This window comes from Janthinobacterium sp. BJB304 (genome assembly GCF_002735765.1).
In the GTDB taxonomy this organism is placed as follows: domain Bacteria; phylum Pseudomonadota; class Gammaproteobacteria; order Burkholderiales; family Burkholderiaceae_D; genus Janthinobacterium.
The window spans coordinates 175,027-188,480 of sequence record NZ_PDZN01000007.1 but is presented as its reverse complement, the minus strand read 5'-3'; the positions used below and the strand labels follow the sequence as shown (position 1 = coordinate 188,480).

14 protein-coding genes are annotated in these 13,454 nt (G+C 53.5%); 6 read left to right on the top strand and 8 right to left on the bottom strand.

Going from position 1 to position 13,454, the window contains the following annotated elements:
- Positions 1-468 precede the first annotated feature (468 nt).
- Together CSQ95_RS10745 and CSQ95_RS10740 are read left to right on the top strand one after the other, a co-directional pair.
- On the top strand, positions 469-1,989 hold the full coding sequence (locus CSQ95_RS10745; protein WP_180279020.1) for a PAS domain S-box protein: 1,521 nt from the start codon (positions 469-471) through the stop codon (positions 1,987-1,989).
- Positions 1,986-2,645 (top strand): response regulator transcription factor, encoded by a 660-nt coding sequence (locus tag CSQ95_RS10740; protein ID WP_099409487.1) that lies wholly within the window; start codon positions 1,986-1,988, stop codon positions 2,643-2,645. Before CSQ95_RS10745 ends, CSQ95_RS10740 begins: the two co-directional genes overlap by 4 nt.
- Positions 2,646-2,861: 216 nt before the next feature.
- Here CSQ95_RS10740 and CSQ95_RS10735 read toward each other — a convergent pair whose 3' ends face one another.
- Positions 2,862-3,689 carry a helix-turn-helix domain-containing protein gene (locus CSQ95_RS10735; RefSeq protein ID WP_099409486.1) on the bottom strand — a complete coding sequence of 276 codons (828 nt, stop codon included), beginning with the start codon at positions 3,687-3,689 and terminating at the stop codon, positions 2,862-2,864.
- A 256-nt stretch (positions 3,690-3,945) separates the two neighbouring features.
- Here CSQ95_RS10735 and CSQ95_RS10730 point away from each other — a divergent pair, with 256 nt between their 5' ends.
- Complete coding sequence (locus CSQ95_RS10730) at positions 3,946-4,662, top strand: response regulator transcription factor (protein WP_257218017.1); 717 nt, start codon at positions 3,946-3,948, stop codon at positions 4,660-4,662.
- A 228-nt stretch (positions 4,663-4,890) separates the two neighbouring features.
- Here CSQ95_RS10730 and CSQ95_RS10725 read toward each other — a convergent pair whose 3' ends face one another.
- From CSQ95_RS10725 to CSQ95_RS10710, 4 genes are all read right to left on the bottom strand, one after another.
- Positions 4,891-5,334: a universal stress protein gene (locus CSQ95_RS10725; protein WP_099409485.1), complete on the bottom strand. Its 444-nt coding sequence runs from the start codon at positions 5,332-5,334 to the stop codon at positions 4,891-4,893.
- Positions 5,335-5,490: 156 nt separating this feature from the next.
- Positions 5,491-6,276 carry a Crp/Fnr family transcriptional regulator gene (locus CSQ95_RS10720; protein WP_099409484.1) on the bottom strand — a complete coding sequence of 262 codons (786 nt, stop codon included), beginning with the start codon at positions 6,274-6,276 and terminating at the stop codon, positions 5,491-5,493.
- Between the two features lie 3 nt (positions 6,277-6,279).
- Positions 6,280-6,975 (bottom strand): helix-turn-helix domain-containing protein, encoded by a 696-nt coding sequence (locus tag CSQ95_RS10715; RefSeq protein ID WP_218963603.1) that lies wholly within the window; start codon positions 6,973-6,975, stop codon positions 6,280-6,282.
- 106 nt (positions 6,976-7,081) lie between these two features.
- The gene (locus tag CSQ95_RS10710) at positions 7,082-7,813 is read right to left on the bottom strand and encodes a lipid-binding SYLF domain-containing protein (RefSeq protein WP_099409482.1); all 732 of its coding nucleotides are present in this window, start codon (positions 7,811-7,813) and stop codon (positions 7,082-7,084) included.
- 323 nt (positions 7,814-8,136) lie between these two features.
- Here CSQ95_RS10710 and CSQ95_RS10705 point away from each other — a divergent pair, with 323 nt between their 5' ends.
- From CSQ95_RS10705 to CSQ95_RS10695, 3 genes are all read left to right on the top strand, one after another.
- Positions 8,137-8,589 (top strand): Hsp20/alpha crystallin family protein, encoded by a 453-nt coding sequence (locus CSQ95_RS10705; protein WP_099409481.1) that lies wholly within the window; start codon positions 8,137-8,139, stop codon positions 8,587-8,589.
- An 87-nt stretch (positions 8,590-8,676) separates the two neighbouring features.
- The gene (locus tag CSQ95_RS10700; protein WP_099409480.1) at positions 8,677-9,726 is read left to right on the top strand and encodes a zinc-dependent alcohol dehydrogenase family protein; all 1,050 of its coding nucleotides are present in this window, start codon (positions 8,677-8,679) and stop codon (positions 9,724-9,726) included.
- A gap of 100 nt (positions 9,727-9,826) precedes the next feature.
- Entirely contained in the window at positions 9,827-10,477 is a 651-nt protein-coding gene (locus CSQ95_RS10695; RefSeq protein WP_257218016.1) for a SagB/ThcOx family dehydrogenase, read from the top strand.
- A gap of 37 nt (positions 10,478-10,514) precedes the next feature.
- On the opposite strand, the gene CSQ95_RS10690 is transcribed toward CSQ95_RS10695, so the two are convergent.
- The 3 genes from CSQ95_RS10690 to CSQ95_RS10675 all read right to left on the bottom strand — a co-directional run bounded on the left by CSQ95_RS10690 (position 10,515) and on the right by CSQ95_RS10675 (position 13,379).
- Complete coding sequence (locus tag CSQ95_RS10690; protein WP_180279019.1) at positions 10,515-11,351, bottom strand: universal stress protein; 837 nt, start codon at positions 11,349-11,351, stop codon at positions 10,515-10,517.
- 668 nt (positions 11,352-12,019) lie between these two features.
- Complete coding sequence (locus CSQ95_RS10680; RefSeq protein ID WP_099409477.1) at positions 12,020-12,391, bottom strand: hypothetical protein; 372 nt, start codon at positions 12,389-12,391, stop codon at positions 12,020-12,022.
- Between the two features lie 199 nt (positions 12,392-12,590).
- Entirely contained in the window at positions 12,591-13,379 is a 789-nt protein-coding gene (locus tag CSQ95_RS10675) for a universal stress protein (RefSeq protein ID WP_099409476.1), read from the bottom strand.
- Between the last annotated feature and the right edge of the window lie 75 nt (positions 13,380-13,454).

The window sequence follows — 13,454 nt, the reverse complement described above, 5'->3', positions numbered from 1 at the left end:
TCATTATGGAAATTTATTGCGATATTTTAAATATGGGTTAATATAATTAATGCATCAATTATTGTATACTGTCATCACTTTCATGTGGGAGATTGGAAAGTATTGAAGGGGGTAAATATTTGTTAGCCAAGGGAAAAATTGAAGACACATGGGAATTTGATCGCTTAACTGTTGTATTTTTTTCAGTCTAAAATATATCACCTGATCTATCTTTGTGTTATTGTTTAGTTAATTAAAATTTGATAATCCTCAACTTCGCGTCCTGATTGCCGGTCATCCAAGATGGCACCGGCATGTAGCGAAACATCATAGGGGACACTTGTCAAATATATGAATAAATGGCGAAATAGATACTTGGCGACACCCTTTCAGATAGACCAGTATTGGAAAATACTACGTCAACAGGCTGAGCGGCAACTTAAACTGGGGCAGGGAGCGTCTGGTTCGGCGGATCAGGCGCTGTTATCCATGAAGTTGCAAAAAATGCATCATGAGTTGAGCGTGCAAAAGATCGAACTCGAAATGCAGAACGAAGATCTATGCCGCACCCAGGAGCAGCTGAGGAGTACCAGCGAGCTATATTGCCATTTGTATGAGCAGGCCCCGGTCGGCTACATCAGTATGGATGCCACTGGTGTGATCATCCATTCGAACCTGACAGCCTCAAGTTTGTTAGCGGTCTCTCCGCAGACGCTGCTGGGGCAGCCGTTCACGCGCTTCATCTTCGAGGATGACCAGGATATCTTTTATTTCTTGCGGCGGCGCCTGTTCGACGGTGATACGTCCTGTTCCTCTGTGCTGCGCATGAGAAGGGAAGGCGCGGACCCGTTCTGGGCAATGCTGGAGGCCAAGGTTACGCAAAAGCACTTTGCGCCCGGCGTCGTATTGTTGGTTTTGAACGATATCAATGAACGTACCGTGGCCGCCACGAAGTTGCGCACCAGCGAGGAACGTTTTCGCGGGGCGTTTGAAAACTCTTCTGTCGGCATGATTATGGCAGATATGCATGGCACCTGGATCAAGGTTAACCAGGCGCTGTGCGAGATGCTGGGCTACTCCGAGCCGCAGCTTTTAACAATGGGATATCTTGGTCTGACGCATCCTGACGATCTGACTGCCAGCATAGAGCATGCGCAGCGCCTGTACCGCGGTGAGTTGTCTCATTATCGTATCGAGAAGCGTTACTTGCACAGGGATGGTCATGCAGTCTGGACTGTACTGAGCGCTACTCTGCTGCGTGACGCATCTGGGCATGCCCAGCAGTATGTCGGTATGGTGGAGGATATCAGCATCCGCAAGCTGGCATTGCGTGCGCTGGAACTATCGCATGAGAAACTGCGAAAGCTCGTTGCACATCAAGAACATACCAAGGAGCAAGAGCGGATTCGAATCGCGCGGGAAATGCATGATGAATTAGGCAGTGTCTTGAGCGGTATCAAGGCGCAGATATCGGTTGCCCTTTTTCAGGATCAACAGAATGGGGGAGCACTGCAGTCCAGACTGACGGATGCCTGTACCTTGCTCGACACCGCAGCCGACACCGTGCGCAAGGTGATCACCGAATTACGGCCCAGTGTTCTTGATCAACTCGGTGTATGGGCGGCACTGGAGTGGCATGCTGCAGAGGTAGCCTCGAGAGCAGGGCTGGTATGCCAGGTTTGTATTGATACGGAAACGGCTTTGTTGGACATCGATCCTGAGCGCAGCACGGCATTGTTTCGTATCCTGCAGGAGGCGTTGACCAACGTCTTACGTCACGCAAACGCGACGCAGGTCAATATTCGTATCCATCATGAACAGGGAGCGATCACTCTGGAAATAGAGGATGATGGCAAGGGGATTGACATGGATATCCTATCAACATCCAGCTCATGGGGGCTAACAGGCATGGCCGAACGAGCACGCCATTTTGGCGGCGATATCCGCTTCATTCCTCTCGAACATGGAACACTCGTTATGTTGCGCTTGCCATTGCAGGTGGACATATGACATCCCGGAAAATTCGCGTCTTGCTTGTGGATGACCATATTGTCGCTCGTAAAGGCATTCGTTTGATGCTTGGCATGGATGACGGCATAGATGTCGCGGGGGAGGCCGAGACTGCGCATGCTGCGCTGGATTTGCTACAGTCGCAACCGTTCGACGTCGCGATCATCGATATCGGCTTGTCGGATCAAAATGGTTTGCAGTTGCTCAAACGCCTGCGGCGCGAGTGGCCACGTCTTGCCGTGTTGATGCTGTCCATGTATGCCGAGACAGTGTATGCAGTGCGGGCATTGCGGTATGGTGCAGCCGGTTACTTGACCAAGAACAGCAGTGCCGCAGTCCTGGTCGGGGCAGTATACAAGGCCGCGGCCGGGGGGAAATACATTACCCCGGCTGTGACGGAGAAGATTGCAAATATGATTGGTGGCAGCGCGCTGAGCTGCTATGAGAAGTTGTCGGACCGGGAGTTGGAAGTATTGCGTTTGCTGGCGGCAGGTGAAGATCTCGGCAGCATCGCGCAGATGTTGCATTTGAGTCCCAATACTATTGCTACCTATCGAACCCGCTTGCTGGAAAAAACGGGCGCCAAGAATAATGTGCAACTTACCCGCTTTGCCATAGAAAATGGCATAGGCCCGTCAATTCTCGGCGATAGCTAGATGGGTAATGGATGACATCCTTCACCTGGAATGACGCCATCTGTGATGCCGCCCAAATGCGACTACGGTTGAGCATAACTGTATGAAGCGCTTGGCAATGCCTGGGGCAGATTCAGATGTTGGGCCAGCGCGAAGGCGATACAGTGACTTGAAATGCAAGCTGATGGTGGTGTGCGTATCGGCGCGCCGCGCTTGAAGGCAGGATGGTATGAGGGTTCAATGATTGGCCGTTGCTTTTGAGCTGAGGGGCTGTCTTGCCTTGGCTTTGCGCAACAATGTTGTGGCGATATCTTGCCCTTCGATGTCGTCGTCGTTGGCGATTGTTTCGATGGCGCCGTAATCGCATATACGCAGATTCTTGCCATCTGTGTCAATCCAGCCATTTTTCCTGAACTTCGACATCAAGCGGCTGATGCTTTCCATGGTCAGCCCCATATAGTTGCCTATGTCTTCGCGTGACATGAGTACTTGAAAGTGGCTACTTGAGTATCCTCTCGCGGCATAGCGCGCTGACAGGTCAAGCAGGAAAATGGCGAAACGCTGTTCGGCCCTGCTACCCAGGAAGCGCATAATGCGTTGCTCGCGATTAATTTCATCGCTCAGCATCCTGTGGAAGTGCTGCTGCAGTACCGGGACTTCAGCGCATAGTTCTTGCAGGCGCAGGAAAGGAACTTCACAAACTTCGCTGTCTTCGAGCGCCATGGCATTGTTGTCCTGGAAACCGCTGCTGATCGCGCTCATCCCAAGTAACTCACCAGCCATATGGAAGCCGGTGACATGCTGTTTTCCACGCATATTATCCTGAAATGTCTTGAACTGGCCGCAATGAATAATATACAAGTTTTGAAATGGTTCGCCGACACGGAAGAGCAGATCGTTCCGTTCTATCCAGCGACGTTTGCCGATGATCTTGTCGAGTTGCGTTATATAGCGCTCATCCAAACCGGACGGTAGACAACGAATCCGGGAGCTGCATTTAGCGCACGTACTGGTTGGAGAATGGGAGGTCTCTCGTAACGAGAGCAAAGTGTGGAATGTGTTCATTTACTTCCCCAGTCCTGGCAAGTGGTGTCAAGGAGTTGATTTTTCTTCTGATTCCCTCTTGACATAGTATGTGCGCGGATGTGTTCGCCCGATATAAGATAAAGACCTAGCTTTGCGTAGTGATTTATCTGGTGCGTTGATGTGGGGGATCACCTACGGACGGCAAACAGCGGGCACCAGATTTCATGACTGTTCATCGCTCCGATGTTTTGCTGGACCAACTTGATTGTCCTTGCATGCATGTCCTTCCGATGGCATGGAAGCATCCGTTGACGTGGTTGCCAGTTCAGCGGAAAATAAAATGCTGTTTTTCACTGAATGGATGCGGGCTATGGAAGCGGAAGGCATTCGTGTGCTGTTGGTTGACGATCATGCCATAGTGCGCAATGGCGTCGGCTTAATGCTGAGCATGGCACCAGACATCCGCATCGGCGGCGAAGCAAGGAATTTTCAGGAAGCCGTTGAGCGTGTCGCCAGCGAGGAATTTGACGTTGCCCTGGTGGATATCGTCATGCCTGGCAAGAACGGCCTGGAGCTCTTGAAATCGTTGCGTGTCGTGAAGCCCGGCATGGCCGTACTGATGCTGAGCACATATTCAGAGGAAGTCTACGCCTTGCGTGCACTGCGCCTGGGAGCGGCAGGTTACCTGACCAAGGATGTGTCGACGGGCATCTTGATCGAGGCAGTGCGCAAGGCGGCATCCGGTGGCCGGTATATCAGCGCAGCGTTGACGGAGCGGCTGACAACGCTGATCGGCAAGAAGGGGGCGAGCGGGGCGCATGAGGCGTTATCGGAGCGTGAAATGGAGGTTTTCCTGCTGATTGCCGCAGGCGAATCGCTGGTACGCATCGGGGCAATGCTGCAGCTGAGCCCCAATACTGTGACGAGTTACCGTGCGCGCATTCTGAGCAAGATGGAGATGTCTTGCAACGCTGAATTGACGCGCTATGCGCTGGAGCATGGCATGCTGTAAGCGGGAATGGTGTCGCAGGAGTACCGTGATATCAGGCTACCATTTTTTCGATGGAAATACCGCCGCTCATTGTCTGCTCCATGAGCGCCAGCCGACGTGTGGCGCATTACTTTTCCATCAGCACTCATGGAGAGCTGAAGAGGAGACGTCTCCTTGGGCGTGGCTGTGCATCACGGCGGAAGACGCTTTTGATGGGGACGCTGCTCCCTAGCGCCGGATCTGGTTGGATTACGCAGCGCGGAGCACCAGTACCGGCACCGGACTGTGTAACAATACTTTGTGGGTTTCGCTCCCTAGCAACACGTCTTTCATGCCGAACTTGCTATGGGGTGCCATCGCGATCAAGTCGCAGCCATTTTCCTTGGCAGCGTCGAGTATTTTCTGATGAGGGTGATCGGAGCGTTTCAGAATAGTGGTGCATTCGACACCAGCTTCGCGTGCACGCTCAGTGATGAAATTGAGTATCCTGCCACCAGCGGCGACACTATCTTCCAGGTAGCTGCCACGCGTCGCTTCGAGCATGTCGGGATCCGGAGTCAAGACGTGAAAGTCGGGTACTACATGTATGCCGGTGATGCGGGCGCCACAGGAGCATGCCAGCGCGATGGCTGAAAGAATGGCCGGCCTGGAAGCTGGCAAGCCATCGGTGGGGACGAGTATGTGTTTGAACATATTGCTCACCTTCTATTTTTGACGGGGAATGAGAATGTGGCGCTGATACTCTGGCACAACCATGATCAGGATCAATCCAACGTGCATTGACAACCGTAATAGTTGTCCATCGTATGTCAATGCTCATTCATGGTGCCATGGCGATGTTTCCGATACTCAGAATGTTGCATGTGCCAGTGTGCTTTCAGGCGTCGCCTGAGATGGAGCATATTGCCCCGCAGCGATCTGCTTCAAGGCTGGCATGTCGAGCAACTGAAGATGACGATGTCTCACTGACAGGATGCCAAGCCGCTGCAGGCGGCTTAGCAGTCTGGCGATGGTTGCATGGGTCAGACTTAGATAATCCGCAACTTCTTTACGCGATAACACGAGGTCCAGGTATGGCCCCTTGCCATTTTGTTGTGTCTCTTTCCAAACCAGCTGCAACAGGAACTGAGCGAACTTTTGTTCTGCGTGGTGATATCTGAGCAGGAGAGTAAGGTCTTGCAGTCGAGCCAGTTCCTTGCTCAGCATCTGTTCCAGGCGCAAGAACAGTCCAGGAAAGTGCTGGCCCGTTTCTACCAGCTGTACATAAGAAAACTCGCATACTATGCTGTCGCAGACAGCTGTCGTGGTATCCGTATAGTGCTTAAGGCTAATGCTGTCGAGTCCCAACAAGTCGCCATTACCTGACAGTCTGGTAATGCACTGCTCTCCTCGATGGTCCAATTGATAGGATTTAAACTGGCCATGGCGAATGGCATACAGGCGCCCCAGTACCGGTTCATGTATGCTTTGCAGGGTTGCCCCCCGCCGTAGGTGATGCTGCTGCAGTATGAATCCTTCGACCTTGGCGCAGTCCGTATCGTTCATGCCTGCAGGCAAACATCGTTCGCGGGCGTGGCAATCGAGGCATGAGAAGGGCTTCGTCCCGTCATCAGTGAGATGGGCTGCCGTGGACATGTGTCAACTCCCCATAGAGTGGCTAAGCGAGCGGTTGCCAGTCGCCAGCGCCATTTGTTCAAGTGCTGGCAGATCCGTGATAACGATGTCCCGGTTTTCAAGCAAAATGAGGCCCGCCAGTTTGAAATGGTGCAGGAGTCTGCTGACACTTTCCGGGGCAAGGTGCAGATAGTTGGCGATGTCGGGGCGTGACATCGGCAAGCGATAGCGTGTCGGCGCGTCGCCCTGTTGACCATACTGCCGGGCAAGACGTAGCAAGAAGGTGGCGAGGCGCTGTTCCGCAGGACTGCGATATAGTTGTAGAGAGGTATTGCGGATATCCAGAATATTTTGACGGATGAGACTATGGAACAAGAGCGGCTGCTGGCGCAACGTGGCGTAGCCAATCTCGCACACTTCACTGTCCTCCATCGCGATGGCCGTACAAAGATGTTTTGTCTGCCCAATACTATCGAGTGCCAGGAAGTCGCCGCATACAGGAAAGCAGGTGATTTTTTGTGCACCAGTTCCATCGGCGCGGTAGTGCTTGAAACTTCCGTAGCGTACGGCAAATACGCATTCGGCAACGGGATCGCCGGCACGATACAGGAACGCCTTGCGTCGTACCCGGTTGCAGCGACCATCGATTCGCTCACTGTCAAATTGACGCACGCCGAAGGCGCGAGCCGAATGGGCGGCGGGGGCTGTGTCGTTGTGCATCATTCCTCCTGGGCAGGCGAGTCAACTATACTGACCCTGTGTTGATGTGGCGCTTGACGGGAACAGTTCGTGCATCCGCGGCGGCGGGCAGGCGGCTATTGTTACTCTATTTGTTCGGCGCACTGACTGCGCCAAGCGCCTGTTGCAGACCTTGCGCCTGATTGTTGCTCACATGGTCGCTGAGCACGTCGTTGGCCGACAACTTCCTGTGATAGTAAGCATCTGTCATTTTTTCATCGTAGCGGATGTCATCCACGCTCACGGCTGCCACATCGGCAAAGATCCCTCTTGCGCTTGACCAGGCAATCACGTCTCCTTTGCCAATTGACCCGCGGGCAACCCTTTTCCAATTGGCGACAGTTAGTCCCGTATCGGCACCCATGGAGAAATTATTTCGCTGCGTGAACCGCTGAATGGCCTTGTCATTGAGCAGGACGAAAGCGAATGGTCCCGCTACTGCACCTACTTGCAGTCCGACACTGAGCTCTCCCAGAGTAAAAAATGCGGGGGAGCTCCATTTTCCGTCCTCGCGTTTGCGCAACAGGACGCCGGTACCGCCGCTCGCGCCGATGGCCAGTGCAGCGCGGCGGTAGGATGGAAGAATGAATATGCCCGTCGACCACTGTATTGCTTCGGCCATCACAGGATCTTTCGCCAAAATGACGATGGCAGTGCGTGCCTCATCTACATGCCGATTTGCCGCTGCTTCAAGCTGTGCTGCTGCTCTGTCCAGTTCCGTCGCGCGGGTATCCACCTGCTGGGATTGAACGATGGCCGGCGAACTGGCGAGCAAGGCGCCGCAAAGCAGTATCCCGACAGGTTTAATGTTGATAATCATGGCCGTTCTCCTGCTGACGTGTAGATAACTCCTTGCACACTACAGCCGGGCACAGGTTGCTTGCCATGATCTACATCAAGGTACCAAGGGAATATTTTTGCATAAGTAAAGCAATGCCCATGATTGTCCAAGGAATCTGGATGAGTATTCTGTGCATGTTGCAAGACTAAATTGTTTGTCTGCGATCGATTGCTGACATTTTTGACGAAGATCATTTGTCAAACAGACAAACAGTAGCTGGCGATTTATATTGAAACATGACGGACGAGAATGTCGCGTTCGCGTTAATGAGCAGTCAATAGCTTGACTAAGGAGAAGGAACCATGGCAAACCATCTGACCCATTTCGATCCGTTCCGCGACCTGGCCAGCATCGATTCCCTGCGCAACATAGATGACTTCTTCCGGGACATGGGTTTCAAACATGCACTCAAGGATTTTGTGCGGCCATCCCAGATTCGGATCGACGTCACTGAAAGTGACCAAGCGTATCGCGTCAAGGCCGAACTGCCAGGTTTTAAACTGGAAGAAATATCCGTGGATATCGATGGCAATCGCGTTTCGATCTCTGCTGAGACGAAGCAGGAGAACTCGGAGACGGAGGGCGAGACGATGCTTCGTCGTGAGCGTTACGTCGGGCAATATTTCCGCAGTTTTTCGCTGGGACAAGATATCGATGACGCCAAGTCCGTTGCCAAGTATCGTGACGGTGTGCTTGAGTTGACACTGCCGAAACGAAAAAATAGTGCGGTGAAGAAATTGATCATTGGTTCTTGATGAGAAATATACCAGTCATGCGCGCAGTTATGCATGTGCACTAGCCTTGATGGACTATCGTCTGCAGTGCAAAATGGGGAGTAAGGTATGCGCGCGCTGGTGTATGAAGTTCCAGGCAATCCGGTACTGTGGAACAAGCCAATTCCAGTAATACGGTTTCCGACTGATGCTATCGTCCGGATAAGCAAGACCACGATCTGCGGAACTGATTTGGATATCCTGAAAGGGAAAGTGCCCACTTGCCTTCCGGGCACAACCTTGGGCCATGAGGGCATAGGCGTGATTGATTCGGTGGGCAGCGCTGTCACGGGTTTTCGCCCCGGTGATGGTGTGCTGATTTCCTGTATCAGTTCCTGTGGCCGTTGCGAGTACTGTCAGCGTGGCATGAGTTCGCACTGTGTCGATGGGGGCTGGATCCTGGGGCATAAAATTGATGGCACTCAGGCCGAGTATGTGCGGATTCCTTTTGCGGACACGAGTCTGTACAGGATTCCACCCGATGTCGATGAAGATTCCTTGGTCATGCTTAGCGAAATTTTGCCAACAGGTTTCGAATGTGGCGTGCTCAATGGCAATATCCAGCCTGGCAGCAGCGTTGCGATCGTGGGGGCCGGTCCTGTCGGCCTGGCCGCATTGATGACCGCCCAGTTTTTCGCTCCATCCAGCATTATCATGGTCGATGTTGATCCACATCGTCTTGAAATGAGTCGCCAGTTTGCTGCAAGTCACACGGTGCGGGCAGTTGAGCGCGCAGCCGTCATCGCAGTATTGGGGCTGACCGGTGGACGCGGCGTTGACACGGCGATAGAGGCGGTCGGGACTCCCGCCACGTTCAAATTGTGTGCAGATATCGTTGCGCCTGGCGGTACAGTCGCCAATGTGGGGGTGCATTATTGGCCGGCAGATTTGCATCTGGAACAACTTTGGTCGAAAAATATTACTATCACTACTCGTCTGGTGGACACCACCACCATCCCACAGTTGTTGATGGCGGTGCAGTCCGGACGACTCGATGTATCAGGTCTGATTACACACCGCTTTATGCTGAAGGACATCGTCGACGCCTATGCATTGTTTGCTGATGCGCTTGGTGCACGGGTATTGAAAGTCATTATTGCGGCCAATCATGTATGTTGAGCGGATACTCACCAACATGTTTGACACACCATCGCGCCTTGGCTGCCCGGGCGTCTGCGGCAATCGGCGGAACGGTCGTGTAGCGTGAAATGGAGGCGAGGTGAGTAGAACTGTGCAGGAGAGTGAGCTTTTGCCATTGATGGGACCGGCCTCGTTTGAACTGGATGCCGACATCAATGTACTGGGTATGGCCCTGATTGAAATACTGAAGCTGCGCGGTTCGCAGCGCGAATTCAGCGAACGCGAGCTCTCGTGGTACAGGCTCTCGCGTTTACTGTGGGCCGCAAACGGCTGCAATCGTGAGACTTCAGGCCATAGAACTGCACCTTCTGTCTGTAATGCGCAGGAAATTGATATTTATATTGCGATGGCAAGTGGTCTATACCGCTATGATGCGCAGGCGCCGGCACTGATGCAGCAAAGTTCCGTCGATATGCGGGCGTTGACCGGCAAGCAGGATTTCGTTGCCAGGGCTCCGGTCAATCTGCTTTATGTCGCCAATTTGTCGCGCATGCCTCCCGAGGAGCAGGCCAAACAGTTACTCTTTGCCGCACTTGATGTCGGCCATATCAGTCAGAATGTTTACCTGTTTTGCGCCGCAGAAGGATTGGCTGCCGTTGCGCGCGGATGGTTTGATCAAGAAGAGCTTGCTGAAGCCATGGCATTGACGGCGGGACAGCATGTGATGCTGGCGCAATCTGTTGGCTATCCTCTGGTTTCGCAGGCGCTGTCGCCGCCTGCCTCTCTGTGAGAAAATGCAAGCATGCACGCAGTTACCGAGCAAGTGCTTAGTGCGACAACAGCAGCGGTACTCTGCTCTGGCTTAGCAAGCTATGCGTGGTGCCACCCAGTATCCATTCATGGAAGCGGCTACGGCCATACGCACCCGCGACAATCAGGTCAGCCCCACTATTCAGCGCGCGACTACACAGAGTGGTAGCAGACTCAGTGACATTGTCGTGGCAGTTCACTTCAACCGGGATCCCGTGGCGAAGCAGATAGCGCGCCAGGTCCGCTCCAGGCTCGTCGCCGTGCTGCTTCCCCACATGTGGATTGAGTACCATAATCTGCACACGTTGAGCGCGCAGCAACAGGGGCATGGCTCCAGCTACAGCGCGGCTCGCTTCAGGACTTGCATTCCAGCCAATGACGATGGAGCGCCCGGGAACTGCTACCGGCCCATCGCCATCCGGGATAACCAGCAGGGGCCGGGGGCTGTGCATTGCGAGATACCCGGGCAGCCGTGTGGACCAGATGAGGCCTGGATCGCTCAGATCGCTTTGGCCAGTCACAATCAGGTCGCAATAGAGCGACTGCAGTATCAATGCGTCGGCAGCATGACTGTCTTGAAAACGCGTTTCGTACGACGCCACGCCCAAGCGGCGACAATGACCATCGAATTGCCGAAGTTGTTCCTGGGCTGCTTTGCGCATCGGTTCATAGTCGAATTGCAACAGGGGAGTGAGTGCCGCTACACCATACACAATATAGTCGAGTTGCGCGCCACCGCTGGCTGCCGTGCCGATCAGGTGGGCCCCATATTCCTGCGCCAGTGCGGCCGCGACTTCCAGGCGTCGTTCAAAGCCGGAAAACTGGTCGGCATACATGAGAATGGTTTTGTACATGGCCGACTCCCGGGAAGGTTGCATTCGAACGGTAGGACCAAGTTACTTGATTCATGTTGCGTTGTCAGGGTATTAATTGATCCTGATCATGTAATATTGACATTTAATGCCTTTCCGGAAGAATGGCCACGTCCGTCAGTTCTACACAGATCGTATACGTGGGCATGCCGTTGGGGCGATCATGACAAGCTGGCGCACTGCCAGTGTCGTGCCCCGGACAGGCAGTGCGCGTCGTGGCGGGGCGTTAGCGCTGCTGAAGCGCCATCCTCGCATTGCGTAGTTTCAGGCGCTTTATCCACCAACCGTAGTCGCACAGTTTTTCGGCGCTTTCCGCTTGCTCTTGCTTGCGCCTGGTGAATTCCCGTATTGTGATGTTACATGGCGGTAGGACGTGCTGCGCCACACAGTATGCCCATACAACTTCGATTGGTTCACGCTCCAGCAATTCTTCGCAGATCAGTGCATGCCGTAGCGCTTCATCTACTGTCACGTCCGTGTATTCCGCCTCGGTGCAAAGGGAAACTGCGCCGTGTACACGTTGTCCAATGTCGACTGGACGGACAGTATCGTGAGGCAAGTGCGAGCAGGCGTTCATATTCTCGATAACCGCCGGGAGCCGCGCTGCAGGACCAGCGGGGAAGATCATGCGTGTTGGATTGGTTGCATGTCTAGGATACGGCAATTTTTTGCAACTCGTCAGAGTAGTCGGATACCGTTGCATTGGCACTTTCCAGTATGGAGTTTTGCATGTCAAGCATGATCTTGAACAAGTTTGACCGGTAAACATTGTTGGCCGAAACATGTGGTTTCAGATAACCAAATCCCAATTCGCAACGGCGAGCCAGACTACAGTTTTGCATGCACAGCAGCATGGTGTCTATGTTGGCCTCCGACAATTCCTGAGCGTAGCGGATATTCAGACGAGATATCTCGGTACTACAGTCGAGCGTGTGCTGCGCTATCGCGTTGTAGCGATTCATCAGGGAATGCTTCGTGTCCTGGTGGAGTTGTTCGGGCGTGTTGGTGTTTACATCAGGCATAGTTTTCTCCAGATTGGTCGGTCGTGACATGAAAAAACGGTATCAAAGTAGTGAGGTGTCAACTGATTTAGTTTAGGGGTTCAAGTTGAAAATAGAAAAAGTACAAATGACATTTATCAAACGGCTGGGTAATTTCTATTGAGGAGGCCGCTCATGTTGCATTGTTGGATAACGCGATCCGTGTCCGTTACCAGCAGCCCTAGTGAGACATCAGCACCGGCAGTGTCATCGACCGCAGCAGCGTGCGCGTGGCGCCGCCAAGCACTATTTCATTCCAGCGAGGATGGCCATAAGCGCCCATCACCAGAAGGTCGGCATTCAGCTTTTCCGTCAGTGATAGCAGGGCTTCACCCACTGACATACCGAGTGCGGCCGTGTGTGCCAAGACCTGGACCTGAATATCATGGCGCGCAAGAAATATGGCAATATCGGCACCAGGTTTTCCCGCATGGATGCTGGACTGTGGAGATGGATTGAGCATGACTAAAGTGACGCGCTGGCTGTGGCGTAGCAGCGGCAGCGCATCGGCGACGGCGCGGGTGGCCGCCCGGCTGCCGTCCCAGGCGACCAGCGCGTGCTGATCCAGATGCAGGTAGGTGCCCGTGCATGGCACAATCAGGACCGGCCTGCCGGAATGAAGGGCCACATGTTCGGGCAAATCCGGGGGCAGGCCGCTGTCGTCGTGGTCTGCGCTGCTTTGGCTCAGCACGAGCAAGTCGGCCTGCCGTGCCTGCAGTATCAGGTTCGTTTGGATATCATGGTCGCTCAAGCGTCGCTCGCAGGATACATCGAGAGATCGGGAATGGGTGTCAAAGCGCTCGAGTGCTCCTATTATGCGGCGGCTGGCCTCATACAGGTTCGACAGTGGCGCCGTTGCAGTACCGATCAGGTGGGCCTGCTGACTGCGGGCAATTATGCCTGCCAATACGGTACGTTCGTGAGCCTGAGGCGTTGCATCAACATGGACAACGATCGTTTTATAGTTCATGGCGGGCACCTGTTGGATGGATGAAGGCAGCCTAACAAATTCCGCGCGAAAAAATCATGATTTACATCATGTAGT

Excerpts from the sequence above, each read along its gene's own strand:
- CSQ95_RS10745 (WP_180279020.1), top strand. The coding sequence starts at position 469 with ATGAAGTTGCAAAAAATGCATCATGAGTTGAGCGTGCAAAAGATCGAA.
- CSQ95_RS10740 (WP_099409487.1), top strand. The coding sequence starts at position 1,986 with ATGACATCCCGGAAAATTCGCGTCTTGCTTGTGGATGACCATATTGTC.
- CSQ95_RS10735 (WP_099409486.1), bottom strand. The coding sequence starts at position 3,689 with ATGAACACATTCCACACTTTGCTCTCGTTACGAGAGACCTCCCATTCT.
- CSQ95_RS10730 (WP_257218017.1), top strand. The coding sequence starts at position 3,946 with ATGGAAGCATCCGTTGACGTGGTTGCCAGTTCAGCGGAAAATAAAATG.
- CSQ95_RS10725 (WP_099409485.1), bottom strand. The coding sequence starts at position 5,334 with ATGTTCAAACACATACTCGTCCCCACCGATGGCTTGCCAGCTTCCAGG.
- CSQ95_RS10720 (WP_099409484.1), bottom strand. The coding sequence starts at position 6,276 with ATGTCCACGGCAGCCCATCTCACTGATGACGGGACGAAGCCCTTCTCA.
- CSQ95_RS10715 (WP_218963603.1), bottom strand. The coding sequence starts at position 6,975 with ATGCACAACGACACAGCCCCCGCCGCCCATTCGGCTCGCGCCTTCGGC.
- CSQ95_RS10710 (WP_099409482.1), bottom strand. The coding sequence starts at position 7,813 with ATGATTATCAACATTAAACCTGTCGGGATACTGCTTTGCGGCGCCTTG.
- CSQ95_RS10705 (WP_099409481.1), top strand. The coding sequence starts at position 8,137 with ATGGCAAACCATCTGACCCATTTCGATCCGTTCCGCGACCTGGCCAGC.
- CSQ95_RS10700 (WP_099409480.1), top strand. The coding sequence starts at position 8,677 with ATGCGCGCGCTGGTGTATGAAGTTCCAGGCAATCCGGTACTGTGGAAC.
- CSQ95_RS10690 (WP_180279019.1), bottom strand. The coding sequence starts at position 11,351 with ATGTACAAAACCATTCTCATGTATGCCGACCAGTTTTCCGGCTTTGAA.
- CSQ95_RS10680 (WP_099409477.1), bottom strand. The coding sequence starts at position 12,391 with ATGCCTGATGTAAACACCAACACGCCCGAACAACTCCACCAGGACACG.
- CSQ95_RS10675 (WP_099409476.1), bottom strand. The coding sequence starts at position 13,379 with ATGAACTATAAAACGATCGTTGTCCATGTTGATGCAACGCCTCAGGCT.